A 17,416-nucleotide genomic window follows, 5' to 3' on the forward strand; every position below is an offset into this window, starting at 1 on the left:
GCGGGCCCGCGCTCGGGCGACGAAAGGGTTGTCCACCATGAAGCGAACGCGCCGTCTCCTCGTCGTGCTGCTGGCCTCCGTCCTGGCGGCACTGGGCGTCCTCGTCGTCCAGACCTCCGCCCAGGCGGCCAACCTCCTCACCAATCCGGACTTCGAGACCGGATCCCTGTCGCCGTGGTCGTGCACCGGCGGGCTGGGGTCGGTGGTCTCCACCCCGGTCCACTCCGGCACCAAGGCGCTGGCCGCGGCGGCCAGCGGGTCCGACACCGCGCAGTGCACCCAGTCGGTGTCGGTGCGGCCGAGCACGACGTACACGCTGAGCGCGTGGGTGCGCGGCAGCTACGTCTACCTCGGCGTGACCGGCGGCTCCTCCTCCTGGACGTCGTCGGCGGGGGCGTACACGCAGCTCACCGTGTCGTTCACGACCACCGCGAGCCAGAGCACCGCGGTCATCTTCCTGCACGGCTGGTACGGGCAGGGCACCTACTACGCCGACGACGTCAGCTTCGACGGCCCCGGCGGCACCGCCTCCCCCACGATCACGCCGACGGTCACCCCGACCGTGACGCCGACCGTCACGCCGACCGTCACGCCCACGGTGACCCCGACCGTCACCCCCACCGTGACCCCCACCGTGACGCCGACCGACACCACCTGCCCGACCAAGCCGCGCCCGGCCGGCAAGGTGATCCAGGGCTACTGGGAGAACTGGGACGGCGCGATCAACGGCGTGCACCCGCCGCTCGGCTGGATCCCGATCACCGACCCGCGCATCAAGGCGCACGGCTACAACGTGATCAACGCCGCGTTCCCCGTCATCCGCTCCGACGGCACCGTGCTGTGGGAGGACGGCATGGACGCCACCGTCAAGGTCGCCACCCCGGCCGAGATGTGCCAGGCCAAGGCCGCGGGCGCGACGATCCTCATGTCCATCGGCGGCGCGGCGGCCGGCATCGACCTCGGCTCCAGCGCCGTCGCCGACCGTTTCGTGGCGACCGTCGTGCCGATCCTGAAGAAGTACAACTTCGACGGCATCGACATCGACATCGAGACCGGCCTGACCGGCGGCGGCAGCATCACCCAGCTCTCCGCCTCGCAGTCGAACCTCATCCGGATCATCGACGGCGTGCTCGCCCAGATGCCGGCCGGGTTCGGCCTGACCATGGCGCCGGAGACGGCGTACGTGACGGGCGGCAGCGTGACGTACGGATCGATCTGGGGCGCGTACCTGCCGATCATCAAGAAGTACGCCGACAACGGCCGCCTGTGGTGGCTGAACATGCAGTACTACAACGGCAGCATGTACGGCTGCTCCGGCGACTCCTACTCCGCCGGCACCGTGCAGGGCTTCACCGTGCAGACCACCTGCCTCAACAACGGCCTGACCATCCAGGGCACGACGATCACCGTGCCCTATGACAAGCAGGTGCCGGGCCTGCCCGCGCAGCCGGGCGCCGGCGGCGGGTACATGGCCCCCTCGCTGGTCTCGCAGGGCTGGAACGCCTTCAACGGCCAGCTCAAGGGCCTGATGACCTGGTCGATCAACTGGGACGGCTCGAAGGGCTGGACGTTCGGGGACAACGTCAAGGGCCTGCAGGGCCGCTAGGGACAGGACGCGGCGGCCTTCCGGCGCGCCAGGGGCGCCGGAAGCGCCGCCGTGTCCGCGAGATAACGCTTGCCTGTGAATCCGGCCCACTGGTTTGCCGCGTTTGCGGGGGCATGGAACGCTCTAGGCAAAAAGCGCCGAGGACCAGGTGGGGATTCAGGTGTCAACAGTAAGCGGGAGGGCGGCGGCGCGGCGTTCTGGCCGGTTGGCCACCTGCGTCATGGGGTTCGCCGCCATGGCGCTGCTCGCGGCCGGCTGCTCCCTCGGCGCCACCGCCGACCAGGAGACCACCGGCGCCCAGCCGCCGCCGGCGTCCTCGCCCGCCGCCACCGCCGAGGCGCTGAAGCCGCCGCCCGTGGACGCCGACTGGCCGCGCTGGGGCCTGACCCACACCGGCGTCAGCGCCAACAACATCACCCCGCGCCTGGAGCAGGACGTCGCCCGCGCGCTGTCCGAGACGCCGATGCTGCAGAACCAGCACATCATGGGCTTCGGGGCGCTCAACCCCGAGCCGCGGCGGGGCGAGTACTTCTGGGAGGACCTCGACAGCCGGACGAACTTCATGCGGGAGTCCGGCGGCACCGGCGTGATCACGCTGTGCTGCGCCCCCGACTGGATGAAGGGCGGCCCCGAGGGCCCGACCGAGGAGTCGGCCTGGAAGGAGCACCTGGAGGACGCGCCGTACCCGGAGCACTTCGACGACTTCGCCAAGCTGGCGGCGACCGTGGCCGAGCGCTACCGGGACGTCAAGTACTTCATGGTCTGGAACGAGTTCAAGGGCTTCTGGCGGGACCACAAGAAGCCCGCGGACTACAAGGGCTACACCGAGCTGTACAACAAGGTGTACGACGCGGTGAAGGCGGTCCGTCCGGACGCCAAGATCGGCGGGCCGTACCTGGGCTTCGACAGCGACAGCAAGGGCGACACCGAGCTGCGCGGCCCGTGGGGAGCGGTCAACCAGCACGCCCTCGACGCCTTCGAGTACTGGTTCAAGAACAAGAAGGGCGCCGACTTCGTCGTCGTGGACGGCGCCTCCCCCACCGAGACCCACGAGCTGCTGCCCGACGCGTTCGGCGCCCTGGGCAAGTTCAGCGCGATCACCAAGTGGCTGCGCGAGAAGACCGGCGACCTGCCGGTGTGGTGGTCGGAGTGGTACTTCGTGCCCGAGGACGGCACCGTCTGGGACGAGCCCATGCGGCTGGCCGTGCAGGCCGTCTCGATGATGGAGTTCGCCCGGAGCGGCGCGAGCACCGCCCTGTACTGGAACCCGCAGGCCAAGGACGGCGAGTGCCGGGCCTGCATGTGGGAGCCGCGCACGGGCGCGCTGATGCCCACCGGCAAGCTGGTGAGCGACTTCACCCGCTGGTTCCCGGCGGGGGCCGAGCTGGAGCCGGTCACCTCCTCCGACCCGCGGGTGCGGGTGCTGGCCCAGCCCAAGCAACTCCTCGCGGTCAACACCACGGGCAAGCAGGTCACCACGACGGTGGACGGCAAGGAGCTGACGCTCAAGCCGTACGAGATCAAGTGGAGCGACCGCTAGCCGGAGGCGGCGCGCGGTGATCACACGGGCGAGATGGCGGTCCGGTATGACGGCCGCCATTGATCCGGCTGACTCGCCTTGACACGATGCGCAAGATCCCGTGTCAATCCATCGAGGGAACTTGCGCATGTTGAAGCTCCGACCAGGGCTGAGCGCGCTCGTCGTGATCGCGTCGCTCAGCCTGACGACGCCGCCCTCGCAGGCGGCCCCGCGCGGCGCGCCCGCCTGCGCGCCCGGCACGACCGTCACCACCGACTCGGGCCAGGTGTGCGGGATCGCGGGCGAGGGCCTGCGCTCCTGGCTCGGCATCCCCTACGCCGCCCCGCCCGTCGGCGACCTGCGCTGGACGCCCGCACGCCGGGCCACGCCCTGGCCCGGCGTGTTCTCCGGCACCGGACGGGGCAGCCCCTGCCCGCAGGCGGAGCTGCTCGGCTCCCCCTCCGAGGACGAGGACTGCCTCAAGCTCAACGTCGCCGCTCCCGAAGGGGCGCGGAACCTGCCCGTCATGGTGGAGTTCCACGGCGGCGGCTTCCGGTACGGCGCCCCCTCCGACGGCTCCTACCTGGCGAAGGCCGGCGACGTCGTGCACGTCGGCGTCGGCTACCGGCTGGGCGTCCTGGGCTTCCTGTCCCACCGGGCCTTCGGCCGGAACGCCGGCAACTACGCCCTGTCCGACCAGCAGGAGGCGCTGCGCTGGGTGCGGCGCAACATCGCCCGCTTCGGCGGCGACCCCGGCAACGTGACGATCTTCGGGGCCAGCGCCGGCGGGTCGAGCGTCTGCGCGCACACGGCGTCGCCGACCGCGAAGGGCCTGTTCGAGAAGGGGATCGTGCAGAGCGGCGAGTACAACTCGCTGCGCGGCGTGAACACCTTCTGGCAGCCGCAGGACTGCAAGGCCGAGCTGCCCACGCAGGCCGAGGCGCAGGCCCAGGGCGGCCGGTTCGCCGCCGCGCTGGGCTGCGAGCAGGCCGCCGACCCGGCCGCGTGCCTGCGGGCCAAGCCGGTCAAGGCGCTGCTCGACCAGTCCGGCGACGGGCTCGGCCCGGACCGCGGGACGATCGCCCCCATCGTGGACGGCCGCATCCTGACCATGTCGCCGTCCCGGGCGTTCGCCAGGGGCAAGGTCAACAAGGTCGCCCTCATGCACGGCGTGGGCCGCGACGAGGTCCAGCTCCCCGCCGCGAACACCCCGGCCGAGTACGAGACTTTGGTCCGCCGGCAGTACGGCCCCCTCGCCCCCGAGGTGCTCGCCCGCTACCCGCTGGCCAGGTTCCCCGCTCCGGCGGCGTTCATCGCGTACCGGACGATCGTGGCCGACAGCAACTCCGTCTGCCCGGCGCTGCTCAACGACGAACGGCTGGCCGCGCACCTCCCGGTGTACGCCTTCCAGGTGGACAACGCCGACGCGCCGCCGCTGTTCTTCCTCGACCGGACCAAGCCGAACGGCGCCTTCCACATCAGCGAGGCGCCCTTCCTGTACTCCGACGTCAAGGACCTGGACGCCAACCAGCGCTCCTTCGGCGCCCAGCTCGTCGCCCAGTGGACGGGCTTCGCCCGTACCGGCGACCCGACCGCGGAGGGGACCCCGCTGTGGCCCCGGTACACCCGCAATGACCCCGCCGTCATGTCGCTGGCCCCGGCCGGTGACAGCCAGATGACGCGGGAGATCGCCAGGCAGCACCAGTGCGCGTTCTGGAACAAGGAGGCGACCTCATGATCCGGCTGCTGACCGCGCTCTGCCTCGCGCTGCTGCAGGGCCCCGCGCCCGCGCAGGCGGCGACCGGCGGCGACTGGCCCATGTGGCAGCAGGGCCCGCTGGGCTGGCGGCACAACGCGGCCGAACGCGCGATCAACCCGCGCACGGTCGGCGGCCTCGCGCTGAAGTGGGCCTTCGCCTATCCCAAGGAGGCCGGCACGCCGCGCAGCCAGCCCGCCGTCGTGGGCGACACCGTGTACTTCGGCTCCCCCGAAGGCAAGCTGTACGCCAGGGACGCCGCCACCGGCGCCGCCCGCTGGGAGTTCGACCTGACCACCGTCGGCACCGGCCGCACCCAGGTGCAGGACGGCCCGGCCGTGGCCAGGGGCAAGGTGTACTTCGGCGACGTGCGCGGCTGGTTCTACGCCGTCGACCAGCGCACCGGCCGGCTGGCCTGGGCCCGCCGGCTCGACGACACCGTCACGGCGATCGTGACCAGCTCGCCCCTGGTCTTCGGCGACCGCGTCTACGTCGGCGTCTCCAGCGGCGAGAACATCCTCGGCAAGGAGCACGCCTGCTGCACCTTCCGCGGCCACCTCGACGCCATGGACGCCGACACCGGCCGCCCGGTCTGGCGCTTCAACACCGTCCCGAAGGCCCGCCAGGACGGCACCTGGCCCAACGGCGTCCCCCGGTACGCCCCCTCGGGCGGCGGCGTGTGGAGCTCCCCCGCCCTCGACCCGGTCACCCGCACCCTGTACGTCGGCACCGGCCAGAACTACACCGGCAGCGCCGGCCACTACGACTCGGTGCTGGCGCTGGACATCGACACCGGCCGCCCGCGCTGGACCCGGCGGATGACCGACGTGGACACCTGGCGGCTGGAGTGCTCGCTGCCCACCCCCGAGGACCGCGAGTACTGCCCCAACCTCCCCGACGGCACCGCGCTCGACTTCGACCTCGGGGCCGCGCCCAACCTGTTCAGGGCGGGCGGGCGCGCCCTGGTCGGCATCGGGCAGAAGGCGGGCGTGTACCACGTGCTCGACGCCCGGACCGGGAAGATCGTCTGGCAGCGGCAGCTGTCCAAGCCGATGCCCGGCGGCGGCCTGTCCGGCGTCCAGTGGGGCACCTCCTTCGACGGGCAGCGCCTGTACGTGGCCACGTACATGGCCCAGCCCGGCACCCTGTTCGCCCTCGACCCGGCCACCGGGCACCTGCTGTGGGAGACGCCCAACCCGGCCGACGGCTGCGCCACCGGCGGCGCGGCCCAGTACCCGGACGTCTGCCGGCTCGGCCACACCCCGGCCGTCTCCAGCACGCCCGGCCTGGTCTGGGAGGGCAGCATGGACGGCAAGATGCGGGCCTACTCGGCGCGCACCGGCGAGGTCGTGTGGGCCTACGACACCATGCAGGAGGTGCAGGGGGTCAACGGCCTGACCGGGCGCGGCGGGGCCGTCTCGGGCGGCGGCGGGGCCGTGGTGTCGCACGGCATGCTGTTCGTCCAGTCCGGGTACTCCTTCACGCCGTACCCGAACCCGTACGGGTCGGTGTTCCTGGCCTTCAGCCTTCCGTAGGCGCCGCCGGGGCGGTCGAGCCGCGCACCACCAGCTCGGTCGCCAGCTCGACGTGGTGGGAGTCGATGCGCTCGCCGGCCGCCAGCCGCAGCGCGGTGCGCAGGGCCGCCCGGCCCATCTCGCGCAGCGGCTGGCGCACGGTGGTGAGCTGCGGCGAGGCCATCCGGGCGATCTGGGTGTCGTCGAAGCCGACGATGCTCAGGTCCTCCGGGATGCGCAGGCCGCGCGACCTGGCGGCCTCCATGACCCCGAGCGCGATCTCGTCGCAGCCGGCGAAGATCGCCGTCGGGGGCTCCGGCAGGTCGAGCACGCTCGCGCCGTTGTCCAGGCCGTCCTGGTAGTGGAAGTGGGCGGTGCGCACGTAGCCGGGCGGCTCGGGCGCGCCGGCCGCCTCCAGCGCCGCGCGGTAGCCGTGCAGGCGGGCCTGGTTGCAGGCCGAGGTCGGCGGGCCGCCGATGTAGGCGATGCGGCGGTGGCCCAGCGACAGCAGGTGCTGGGTGGCGGTCAGGCCGCCGGCGAAGTTCGTCGAGCCGACGCTGGTCACGCTGGTGGTCGGCAGGTTGAGCGGGTCGATCACGACCAGCGGCAGCCGGGCCCGCGTCAGCGCCCCGAGCTGCGCGCCGGTCAGCTCGCTGGTCACCACGATGAGCGCCCGCCGCCCGGCGGCGACCAGGTCGCGCGCCCAGCCGCCGGTGCGCTGGTGGCTCTTCCTGATGCTGACGACGACCGACGTCTCCAGCTCGTCGCCGGCCTCGATGGCGCCGTGGATGATCTCGGTGGAGTAGGCGTTGAGGTCGTCGTCGAACTGCACCTCGACCGTGGCGGGGCCGCCCGCCTCGCCGCGGCGCGGCGTGGCGGGCACGTAGTCGTGCTGCTGGAGCAGCGACTGCACCAGCGAACGGGTCGCCGGAGCCACGTCGCTGCGGCCGTTGAGCACCTTGGAGACGGTGGCGACGGACACGCCGGCCGAGGCCGCGACGGTGGCCAGCGTGGCGCGCCTAGGAGCCGGCATCTGTTCCTCCTCGGATCTCCACGGGTGTGACCAGCCGCCTGCCCGCGCCGGCGGGCCGCGTCGGCCCGGTCAGCCGGACCACGCCGCGGCACGGCAGGTCGGCGGCGGACGTGCCGACGAGCACCTCGACGTCTCCTGGCTCCACGACGCGCCGCAGGTCGCGCCCGGTGAAGGCGGTCCTGTCGGTGTGGACGAGGAAGGAGACCCGCCTGCTCTCGCCCGGTTCGAGGTGCACCCTGGCGAAGCCGGTGAGCTGCTTCACCGGCCTGGTGACCTGGGCGAGGACGTCGTGCAGGTAGAGCTGCACGACCTCGTCGCCCGCCCGGCCGCCGGTGTTGGCGACGCGGACCGAGACGGTGAACTCGCCGTCGGTCGGGACCTCGGCCGCGCTGATCCGCAGGTCGCCGACCTCGAAGGAGGTGTAGGAGCGGCCGTGCCCGAAGGGGAACAGCGGGGTGGGATCGAGGTTGCTGATGCCCTTGCTGTCGGCTCCGAGCGGGGGCTGCAGGTAGGTGCCCGGCTGCCCGCCAGGATGGCGGGGTATCTGCACGGGAAGCTTGCCTCCAGGCTGGACACGACCGCTCAGTATACCGGCGATCGCCCCGCCGCCCTCCTCTCCCGGCATGAACGCCTGGACCAGCCCGGCGGCTCCGGCGTGCGCCTCGCCCAGCGCGTACGGGCGGCCGGAGACGACCACCACGACGACCGGCGTGCCCGTCGCGAACAGCTCGGCCAGCAGGTCGGCCTGGAGTCCGGGCAGCCGCAGGTCCTCGGCGTCGCAGCCCTCGCCCGACGTGCCCTGGCCGAACAGCCCGGCCAGGTCGCCCACGACCGCGACGCACAGGTCGGCCGCGCGGGCGGCGGCGGCCGCCGCGGCGAACCCGGACCGGTCGCCGCCCTGGACCGCGCACCCCGGCTCGTGCACGATCTCGGCGCCGGGCAGCTCGGCGCGCAGCGCGTCCAGCACGGTCGGGGCCTCGACGCCCAGCCCGAGCCCGGGGTAGCGGGGCAGCACGTGGTTGGGGAAGGCGTAGCAGCCCATGAACGTGCGCGGGTCGTCGGCGCACGGGCCGACGACGGCGATCCGGCGAAGGCCCGCGCGCAGCGGCAGCGCGGTCCCGGGGGCGAGCAGCACGATCGAGCGTTCGGCCAGCTCGCGGGCGAGGGCGCGGTTGGCGGCCGAGTCCAGCTCGACGTCCGGCGCGCCGGCGACCGAGCCCTCCGGCGTCCAGCCGGGGTCGAGCAGGCCGAGCTGCACCTTCTGGGTGAGCAGGCGGCGCGCGGCGCGGTCGATCAGCGACTCGGGCAGCTCGCCGCGGCGCACCCGCTCGACCAGGTGGGCGCCGAAGCCGAGGGTGTCGGGCAGCTCGACGTCCACGCCGGCGGCCAGCGCCTGTGCGCCCGCGTCCGCCGGATCGGCGGCCACCTGGTGCATGGTCGCCAGGAACGGGACCGCCCAGTAGTCGGACACGACGGTGCCGGTGAACCCCCACTCCTCGCGCAGCAGCTCGGTCAGCAACCAGGAGTCGACGGCGGCGGGCACGCCGTCCACGTCGGAGTAGGAGTTCATCACCGAACGGGCGCCGCCCAGGGTGATCGCCGCCTCGAACGGCGGCAGGATCATGTCCGTCAGCTCGCGGCGGCCCATCGGGACCGGGCCGTGGTTGCGGGCGGCCCGCGAGGCCGAGTACCCGGCGAAGTGCTTGAGCGTGGCGATCACGCCGGCGCTCTCCAGGCCGCGCACGTACGCCGCGCCGAGCATCGAGACGAGGTACGGGTCCTCGCCCATCGTCTCCTCGACCCGGCCCCACCGGTAGTCGCGGACCACGTCGAGCACCGGGGACAGGCCCTGGTGGGCGCCCACGGCGCGCATGTCCCGCCCGATGGCCGCGGCCATGCGCTCGACCAGGCCGGGGTCGAAGGTGGCGGCCCAGGCGATGGCCGCCGGGTAGACGGTGGCGCCGTAGGTGGTGAAACCGGTCAGGCATTCCTCGTGCACGAGGGCGGGGATGCCGAGCCTGGACAGCCCGACGACCTCGCGTTGCAGCCGCACCACCTCGGCGGCGCCCTCGGCCACCGTCACCGGGACGCTGCCGAACACGCGGGTCAGGTGGCCGAGCCCGTGCCGGGCGGCCTCGCCCAGGGGCACGGTGCCGGAGGCGGCGAAAACGTCCTGCATGGGGGCCACGTTGTGGGTGCCCGTGCCGTCCGGGTCAGGGGCGGGGGCCGCCTCCTCGTGCGCCATGTCGTTGCCCACCCACCGGCTGCCGAGCTGGGCGACCTTCTCCTCCAGCGTCAACTCCTGAAGGAGGGCCTCGACGCGCTCGGCCACGGGAAGCGCCGGGTCCAGCCACGGACCGAGGACCCGATCCGCCGGGGTCCGATCTAGAGCCGTCATGAACTGCACTCCTTCAAGAGTTCTGCCGCAAAGTTTCGAAACATTTCGGAGCTGGGTCCGCCACCTGCACAATGCCGCAACTGGGGCAGAATAGCCAGCTAGATGCCCGCGCGAGATTACTACACAGGCCCGGCCGCCGCCCAGCTCCGTTTCCGCGACAGAGGTCTTGACAGGGTAATGGCCGAAATCTAGATTGACGTGCCGCGCGGTCATGTCGCAAATGTTTCGACTAGTTCACTCAACGGCGAGCGGACGAGCGGCATTGGGGGGTTTGCCGATCCGACCGCCGGCCAACGCGTCCCAAGGACAACCGAGCCGCGGCCAGGCCACGGCATTCGAGTACGGAGATCAGCGTGGAGACCAGGACAACCTCTCGCCGCACCTTCCTCAGCCTCTCGATGGGGCTGCCCCTGGGAGCCGCGCTCGCCGCCTGCGGCACGTCGGGCCCCACCCGCGCCGGTGGCGGCGGTCCGACCGGCGGTGGCGGCGGCGGCGCCAAGGCCACCTACTGGTACCTGTCGGTCGAGCCGCAGGAAGGCGTGCGCCGCCGGGCGATCGAGCGCTTCAACAAGGCCAACCCCAACACCCAGATCGAGGGCACGGCGTTCCAGAACGACGCCTACAAGACCAAGATCAAGACGGCCATCGGCGCCGGCCAGGCCCCCACGCTGATCTGGGGCTGGGGCGGCGGCACGCTGCGCAGCTACGTGCAGGCCGGCCAGGTGGAAGACCTCACGTCCTGGTTCTCCGAGAACGCCGCCGTCAAGGACCGGCTGTTCCCCTCCTCCTTCGGCGCGGCCACCGTGGACGGCAAGATCTACGCGATGCCGTGCGAGACCGTGCAGCCGATCGTCCTGTACTACAACAAGGAGGTCCTGGAGAAGGTCGGCGTGCAGCCGCCGACGACCTGGGGCGAGATCATGGACATCGTGCCCAAGATCAACGCCAAGGGCATCGCGCCGTTCTCGCTCGGCGGCCAGTCGCGCTGGACCAACATGATGTGGCTGGAGTTCCTGTTCGACCGGATCGGCGGCCCCGAGGTGTTCCAGGCGGTGTTCGAGGGCCAGAAGGACGCCTGGTCCCACCCCGCCGCCCTCGACGCCCTGACCAAGATGCAGGACCTGATCAAGGCGAACGGCTTCATCAAGGGCTTCTCCTCCATCACCGCCGACTCCAACGCCGACCAGGCGCTGCTCTACACCGGCAAGGCCGCGATGATGCTGCACGGCGGCTGGACGTACGGCGGCATGAAGAACGACGGCGGCGACTTCGTCCCCGGCGGCCACCTCGGCTACATGAACTTCCCGCCCGTGGACGGCGGCAAGGGCGACCCGAGCAACACCGTCGGCAACCCGGGCCAGTACCTGTCGATCTCCGCCAAGGCCACCCCCGAGCAGAAGGAGATCGCCAAGAAGTTCTTCACCAGCGGCGTGCTCGACCAGACCGAGGTCAAGGAGTGGGCGGACACGGGGGCCGTGCCGATCGTCAAGGGCGCCGACGCGGCCTTCGCCTCCTCCCCCGACGCCGAGTTCCTGAAGTTCGTCTACGGCATCGCCAGCAACGCCAAGACCTTCGCCCAGTCGTGGGACCAGGCGCTCAGCCCGACCGCCGCCGAGGTGCTGCTGGACAACATCGCCAAGCTGTTCCAGCTGTCCATCTCGCCGCAGCAGTTCCAGACGAACATGAACGCGGTCATCGGCAAGTGAGCGTGATCCCGATCCCCGCCGGGCGGCGGGCGCCGGCGGCGGCCGGGCGAGGGGGTCGCGGCTCCCTCGCCTGGCTGGCCGTCCCGGCGTTGCTGCTCTTCGTCGCCTTCGGCGTGATCCCGCTGATCGGGGTCCTCGTCCTCAGCTTCACCTCCTGGGACGGGCTGGGCGACATCGGCTTCGCCGGCCTGTCGAGCTGGCAGGCCGTGCTCGCCGACCCCGGGCTGCCGCACGCGTTGTGGGTGACGTTCCTGGTGATGGCCGCGTCCTGGGCGGTGCAGACGCCGGCCAGCATCCTGCTCGGGGTGTTCCTGGCCGGTCAGCAGCGCTACCGGGCCGTGCTGTCGGTGTTCTACTTCATCCCGCTGCTGCTCAGCTCGGCCGCCATCGCCATCACCTACAAGGCGCTGCTCGACCCGAACTTCGGGCTCGGCGCCGGGCTCGGCCTCGACCTGCTGGCCCAGGACTGGCTGGGCGAGCCCGTCCTCGCCTTCAGCGTGGTGATCTTCGTGGTGTCGTGGCAGTTCATCCCGTTCCACTCGCTGATCTACCAGGGCGGCGTGCGGCAGATCCCGCGCTCGATGTACGAGGCCGCCCAGCTCGACGGCGCGGGCCGGGTGCGCACGTTCTTCAGCATCACGCTGCCGCAGCTCAAGTACACGATCATCACGTCCTCGACGCTGATGGTGGTCGGGTCGCTGACGTTCTTCGACCTGATCTTCGTGCTGACCGCGGGCGGACCCGGCGACGCCACCCGGGTGCTCGCCCTGGACATGTACAAGCGGGGGTTCCAGGCCAACCTGATGGGCCCGGCCAGCGCGATCGCGGTCATCCTCGTCCTCGTGGGCCTGGCGCTGGCGCTGCTGCTGCGCCGCCTGGGCGGCCGCGACGCCTCGGCGAGCCAGCTGGAAGGGGCCTGACATGGCGACGACGCTGACGAAGCCGGCGCGGCGGGCCGCCGGGGCGTCCCGGCGGGCGGGCGGTCCGGCCGCCGCCCGCCGCAACTGGGTGGCCGGGGTCGCCGGGTGGATCTGGCTGGCGATCGTGGTGGTGCCGATCTACTGGATCGTCATCACCAGCTTCAAGGAGCAGAGCTCCTACTACGCCTCCAACCCGCTCGCGCCGCCGGCGGAGCCGACGCTGGGGGCCTACCGGCTGGTGCTGGAGTCGGACTTCGCGCTGTACTTCCTCAACAGCCTCCTCGTCACCCTCGGCGCGGTGATCCCGGCCGTCGGGGTGTCGTTCATGGCGGCGTACGCGATCGTGCGCGGCGGCGGGCGGTTCCTGCGCGGGGTGAACTCGCTGTTCCTGATGGGGCTGGCGATCCCGCTCCAGGCCACGATCATCCCGATCTATCTGATCATCATCCGGCTGCACCTGTACGACTCGCTGCTGGGCATGATCCTGCCCTCCATCGCGTTCGCGATCCCGCTGTCGGTGCTGGTGCTGTCCAACTTCATCAGGGACGTGCCCAAGGAGCTGTTCGAGTCGATGCGGCTGGACGGCGCCACCGACTGGGGCATGCTCTGGCGGCTGACCTTCCCGCTGACCCGTCCGGCCGTGGTGACGGTGACGATCTACAACGCGCTGACGATCTGGAACGGCTTCCTGCTGCCGCTGATCCTGACCCAGAGCCCGGACAAGCGCACGCTGCCGCTGGCGTTGTGGACGTTCCAGGGCCAGTACAGCGTGAACGTGCCCGCCGTGCTCGCCTCGGTCGTCCTGACCACGCTGCCCATCCTGATCCTCTACGTGGTGGGCCGCCGTCAGCTGCTCAGCGGGCTGACCGCGGGCTTCGGCAAGTGAGCGGCGGTCCTCCCCCGCGTGGGAGGGCCGTCCATCGCGGCGCGTACCAGGGCCTCGGCGTCCCTGGCCAGGGCGGCCCGCGCCCGCCGGCGGCCGGCCGGCGGCGCGGCGCGCAGAGGGGCCAGCAGGCGCACCTCGACGGCCAGCCGCCGGGTCGCGGCCACCCGGAGCACCGAGGCGAGCAGCGAGTCCTCGCCCACGTAGCAGGCGCGGGTCGAGGGCCGGCCGTCCTCGCGGTAGCGCAGCGTGGCGGGCCGTACGGCGGCGCCCGCGTCGATCGCCGCCTGGAACACCGCCGGCCGGAAGTCGCCCATGCCGAGCCCGCACCACGTGGTGCCCTCGGGGAAGGCCACGACGGTGTCGCCCGCCCGCAGCGCCCCGGCCACGGCGGCGACCGCCGACGGCAGCGCGGACAGGCGTTCCCTGTCGATGAACAGCGCGCCCGAGCCCGCGGCCAGCGTGCGGACGACCGGCCAGGCGGCGATCTCCCGCTTGGCCAGCGGGCGCGCGGGCACCGTGGCCGCGACGACCAGCGGGTCCAGCCACGACACATGATTCGCCACGACCAGCACCCCGGCCTCCCCACCTCCCCCCGAACCGGCGGCCCCGACCCCGCACTCGCCCCCGGCCCCGGGTCCGGCCCCGGGTCCGGCCCCGGGTCCGGCCCCGGCCATGGTCGGCGGCCGGGGCGCCTCCGCCGGATCCTCGGCGACGAGGTCCAGGTGGATGCCCAGGGCGCGCAGCAGGAGCCGGGCCCACCTTCCGGTGACGCGCGCCCGCACGTCCGGGCGGGCGTGGCGGAACGCCAGCGCCACCGGCACCCCGGCCAGCACCACCAGGGCCGCCGCGAGCAGCCGCAGCGCCCGGCGCACCGCCCCCGCGCCGACGACCGCCGCCCCCACGCACATGTCCGGCGTGCACGGGCCCGTACGCAGCCAGGGGCCGGTCACGGCGTCCCGCCCAGGAAGTGACGCAGGTAGCGGGTGTTCGCCTGGGCCATCGAGAGCAGCACGAAGAAGTCGGCCGTGCCGAAGTCCCGGTCGTGCGCGGGCGGCCCGCACACCCACGCGCCCAGCCGCAGGTAGCCGCGGAGCAGCGCGGGCGGCACGAACCGGTCGGAGCGCGGCGCGCCGTCGGCCGCCCAGGGCACGTGCGGCGTGACCCGGTGCTCCTCGGGGCCGAGCGGCACCCGTCCGGCCACCCCGGCCGCCAGCGCGCCGCCGTCGTCGAGCGGCACCGAGCAGCAGCCCGCCAGCCACTGGTGGCCGCCGTTCACCATGTACCGGGCGATCCCGGCCCACATCAGCGCGACCACCGCGCCGTCCCGGTGGTCCGGGTGCACGGTGGTACGTCCCGCTTCGACCAGGTTGTTGCGGATGGGGGCGAGGGCGCGCAGGTCGAACTCGCCGTCGGAGTAGAGCCGGTCGGACCGCCCCGGCGGCAGCAGCCGGTACGTCCCCACCACCCGCCGCCCCTCCCGCACCAGGAGGTGGTCGCAGTAGGCGTCGAACCGGTCCACGTCGAGGCCGGAGACCGGGCTGTCGAGCCGCGCCCCCATCTCCTCGGCGAAGACCTCGTACCGCAGCCGCTGGGCCGCCTGGAGGTCGGCGGGGCTCGTGGCCATGCCGACCGTGTACCGGCTCGTGTCAAGAGAGATCGTCATGGGCGCGGAGTCCTTCCCTGAAAGCGTCTCGCGACCATGTCGTCATGCCGACATGACGGCCGGCTCTCGCGTCGGGGGCACCCAGGCGTCGGAGCGGTGAACTAGCTCGCGGCCGCCTTCTCGCGGTCGCGGCGGTTGGCGTACAGGCTGGTCAGAGTGACCGTGGTCAGGACGGCGACGATCACGCCGAGCGAGGCGAGCGTCGGGATCTGCGGCATCCAGTCCCACACGCCGTGCGCCCAGTGCAGCATGAGCTTCACCCCGATGAAGGCCAGGATGACGCTCAGCCCGTGGTTGAGGTGGCGCAGCTTGGCCAGGACGCCCTGCAGCACGAAGTACAGCGCCCGCAGGCCCATCAGCGCGAAGGCGTTGGTGGCGAAGACCAGGAACGGGTCCTCGGTCACGCCGTACACGGCCGGCACGGAGTCCACGGCGAAGACGATGTCCGTGCCCAGGACGGCGACGGCGGCCAGGGCCAGCGGCGTCAGGGCCAGCCGGCCGCCCTCGCGCACGGCCAGCCGGGAGCCGCGGTAGTCGTCGGTGACCGGCACGAACCGGCGCACCAGCCGGACGCTGCGCATGGAGGAGATGTCCACCTGCTGCTCGTGGCCGCCGAGCACGTCCTTGAGGATCTTCCCGGCGGTGACGATGAGGATCGCGCCGAACAGCAGGAACGCCCACGTGCCGCTCTGCAGGGCGGCGGCGCCGAGCCAGATGAAGACGCCGCGCAGGACGAGCGCCCCGACGATCCCGTACAGCAGGACCTGCCGGGCCAGCGCGGGCGGGACGGCGAAGGCGGCCAGCAGCAGCATGAACACGAACAGGTTGTCCACCGACAACGACTTCTCCACCACGAACCCGGTGAAGAACTCCACGGCGACGCCGCCGCCGTGGTCCGCCCACAGGTAGAAGCCGAAGATCACCGGCAGCACCAGATAGAACACCGACCAGCCGGCCGCCTCGCGCATGCGGACCTCGTGCGGGCGCCTGGTCAAGAGAAGATCCAGCGCCAGCAGCAGCACGAGCCCGGCGATCGCGACCAGCCAGAGGGTGGGCGTGGCGATGGTGGTCAGGGCGGGGGCAGCCTGCAATGTGCCCGGGGGCATGGGTCCTCCTCGAACGCGCGTCATCGTTCGAGGTCTCCTTCGCCCGTGCGCCGATCGCGCGGGCGGCCGCCCGGGGACGTCTGGGACGTCCGTACTGACCGGGCCGGCGCTTGCGAAGTACTCCCCTCGGCACCCTCAGCCTAGGCGAAGTCACGACATGTCACCACCTGTTGGCCAGCCCATCTGTGCGCTGCCCGACATCAGGCGCAGGGCTCTCGCTACCGGCGGAAGGCGACGAGAGCCTGACTGCGGGGCGGAAAAGCGCTGACTGCGCCATTTACCGTTAGGAAACTTTCCTTTATATTTGGGACTATCCCCCAGCATGAAGGAACGGTGACATGCGCAGAGTATGGACCTTCTTAGCCATGGCGGCGGTCTCCGTCGCCACCGTCGTCGCCCTCTCCCCGCCGGCCTCGGCGCACGGTTACATCTCCGACCCGCCCAGCCGCCAGGCCAACTGCGCGGCCGGCAAGGTCAAGAACTGCGGCCAGATCATCTGGGAGCCGCAGAGCGTCGAGGGCCCGAAGGGCCTGCGCAACTGCAGCGGCGGCGACGCCCGGTGGGCCCCGCTGGACGACGACAGCAAGGCCTGGCCCGCCGCGTCCGTCGGCGACACGGTCAACTTCAAGTGGCTCATCGAGGCCCGGCACGCCACCAGCACGTGGGACTACTACGTCGGCGGCACCCGGATCGCCTCGTTCAACGACCACGGCAGGGAACCGGGCGCGACAGTGACGCACACGGTGAGCCTGGGCGGCCGGACCGGGCGCATCAAGCTGCTGGCCATCTGGAACATCGCCGACACGGAGAACGCCTTCTACAACTGCGTCGACCTCCAGGTGGGCCCCGGCGGCCCGACGCCGACCCCCACCGCCACCCCGACGCCGACCCCCACGCCCACCCCCACCCCCACGGTGACCCCCACGGTGACCCCGACCCAGGGCCCGGCCGGCAACTGGACGGCGGGCACCGCGTACAAGTCGGGTGACCAGGTGGTCTACAACAACGTCACCTACCGCTGCCTCCAGCCGCACACGGCGCTGCCCGGCTGGGAGCCGCCGAACGTGCCCGCCCTGTGGCAACGGGTGTGATCGTCTAGCTCCGGTGCACGGGGGCGGTGCGGTCGGCCATGATGGACGGGCCGGCCGCACCTCCCTTCCGGAAGGACGCCGATGAAGCGACTTCTCCTCGCCCTCGGCGTCGTCGCCGGGGTGGCGGCGGCCGTCTGGGGCGCCGTCCTGGTGCTGTCCGCGACGGCCGGCCCGGCGCCGGCCAGGCAGCGATTGGCCGTCGCCCCGCTGGTGGTGCG

Annotated in this window: 13 protein-coding genes; 8 read left to right on the plus strand and 5 right to left on the minus strand. The window is 72.2% G+C overall.

Annotated elements, in window-relative coordinates:
* Positions 1-37 precede the first annotated feature (37 nt).
* The 4 genes from ACIBQ6_RS46265 to ACIBQ6_RS46280 all read left to right on the plus strand — a co-directional run bounded on the left by ACIBQ6_RS46265 (position 38) and on the right by ACIBQ6_RS46280 (position 6,416).
* Positions 38-1,606 carry a carbohydrate binding domain-containing protein gene (locus ACIBQ6_RS46265; RefSeq protein ID WP_357979767.1) on the plus strand — a complete coding sequence of 523 codons (1,569 nt, stop codon included), beginning with the start codon at positions 38-40 and terminating at the stop codon, positions 1,604-1,606.
* A gap of 205 nt (positions 1,607-1,811) precedes the next feature.
* Positions 1,812-3,146, plus strand: a complete 1,335-nt coding sequence (locus ACIBQ6_RS46270; RefSeq protein ID WP_358292583.1) for a xylan 1,4-beta-xylosidase — start codon at positions 1,812-1,814, stop codon at positions 3,144-3,146.
* Between the two features lie 127 nt (positions 3,147-3,273).
* Positions 3,274-4,863 carry a carboxylesterase/lipase family protein gene (locus ACIBQ6_RS46275; RefSeq protein WP_397219047.1) on the plus strand — a complete coding sequence of 530 codons (1,590 nt, stop codon included), beginning with the start codon at positions 3,274-3,276 and terminating at the stop codon, positions 4,861-4,863.
* The gene (locus tag ACIBQ6_RS46280) at positions 4,860-6,416 is read left to right on the plus strand and encodes a PQQ-binding-like beta-propeller repeat protein (RefSeq protein ID WP_397219048.1); all 1,557 of its coding nucleotides are present in this window, start codon (positions 4,860-4,862) and stop codon (positions 6,414-6,416) included. Before ACIBQ6_RS46275 ends, ACIBQ6_RS46280 begins: the two co-directional genes overlap by 4 nt.
* Here ACIBQ6_RS46280 and ACIBQ6_RS46285 read toward each other — a convergent pair.
* Both ACIBQ6_RS46285 and ACIBQ6_RS46290 read right to left on the minus strand, forming a co-directional pair.
* Complete coding sequence (locus tag ACIBQ6_RS46285; RefSeq protein WP_358292575.1) at positions 6,403-7,428, minus strand: substrate-binding domain-containing protein; 1,026 nt, start codon at positions 7,426-7,428, stop codon at positions 6,403-6,405. The two genes, ACIBQ6_RS46280 and ACIBQ6_RS46285, sit on opposite strands and share 14 nt — an antisense overlap.
* On the minus strand, positions 7,415-9,826 hold the full coding sequence (locus ACIBQ6_RS46290) for a glycoside hydrolase family 3 N-terminal domain-containing protein (protein ID WP_397219050.1): 2,412 nt from the start codon (positions 9,824-9,826) through the stop codon (positions 7,415-7,417). Before ACIBQ6_RS46290 ends, ACIBQ6_RS46285 begins: the two co-directional genes overlap by 14 nt.
* A gap of 353 nt (positions 9,827-10,179) precedes the next feature.
* Between ACIBQ6_RS46290 and ACIBQ6_RS46295 the strand changes: the two genes are divergently transcribed.
* Genes ACIBQ6_RS46295 through ACIBQ6_RS46305 form a run of 3 tightly spaced genes read left to right on the plus strand, consistent with a single transcriptional unit; the run spans position 10,180 to position 13,338 of the window.
* Entirely contained in the window at positions 10,180-11,532 is a 1,353-nt protein-coding gene (locus ACIBQ6_RS46295; protein ID WP_397160312.1) for an extracellular solute-binding protein, read from the plus strand.
* Positions 11,529-12,452 carry a carbohydrate ABC transporter permease gene (locus tag ACIBQ6_RS46300; RefSeq protein ID WP_397219051.1) on the plus strand — a complete coding sequence of 308 codons (924 nt, stop codon included), beginning with the start codon at positions 11,529-11,531 and terminating at the stop codon, positions 12,450-12,452. Before ACIBQ6_RS46295 ends, ACIBQ6_RS46300 begins: the two co-directional genes overlap by 4 nt.
* Before the next feature lies 1 nt (position 12,453).
* Positions 12,454-13,338 carry a carbohydrate ABC transporter permease gene (locus ACIBQ6_RS46305; protein WP_397219053.1) on the plus strand — a complete coding sequence of 295 codons (885 nt, stop codon included), beginning with the start codon at positions 12,454-12,456 and terminating at the stop codon, positions 13,336-13,338.
* Here the strand turns inward: ACIBQ6_RS46305 and ACIBQ6_RS46310 are convergent.
* From ACIBQ6_RS46310 to ACIBQ6_RS46320, 3 genes are all read right to left on the minus strand, one after another.
* Entirely contained in the window at positions 13,299-14,288 is a 990-nt protein-coding gene (locus ACIBQ6_RS46310) for a lysophospholipid acyltransferase family protein (protein WP_397219054.1), read from the minus strand. The genes ACIBQ6_RS46305 and ACIBQ6_RS46310 overlap by 40 nt on opposite strands.
* Positions 14,285-15,001, minus strand: a complete 717-nt coding sequence (locus ACIBQ6_RS46315) for a GNAT family N-acyltransferase (protein WP_358292558.1) — start codon at positions 14,999-15,001, stop codon at positions 14,285-14,287. Before ACIBQ6_RS46315 ends, ACIBQ6_RS46310 begins: the two co-directional genes overlap by 4 nt.
* A gap of 101 nt (positions 15,002-15,102) precedes the next feature.
* Entirely contained in the window at positions 15,103-16,107 is a 1,005-nt protein-coding gene (locus ACIBQ6_RS46320) for a TerC/Alx family metal homeostasis membrane protein (protein ID WP_397219055.1), read from the minus strand.
* Positions 16,108-16,445: 338 nt separating this feature from the next.
* Here ACIBQ6_RS46320 and ACIBQ6_RS46325 point away from each other — a divergent pair, with 338 nt between their 5' ends.
* Positions 16,446-17,198, plus strand: coding sequence for a lytic polysaccharide monooxygenase (locus ACIBQ6_RS46325; RefSeq protein WP_358292553.1), 753 nt, complete (start codon positions 16,446-16,448; stop codon positions 17,196-17,198).
* The last annotated feature ends 218 nt before the right edge of the window (positions 17,199-17,416 follow it).

Source organism: Nonomuraea sp. NPDC049655, assembly GCF_044465465.1.
In the GTDB taxonomy this organism is placed as follows: domain Bacteria; phylum Actinomycetota; class Actinomycetes; order Streptosporangiales; family Streptosporangiaceae; genus Nonomuraea.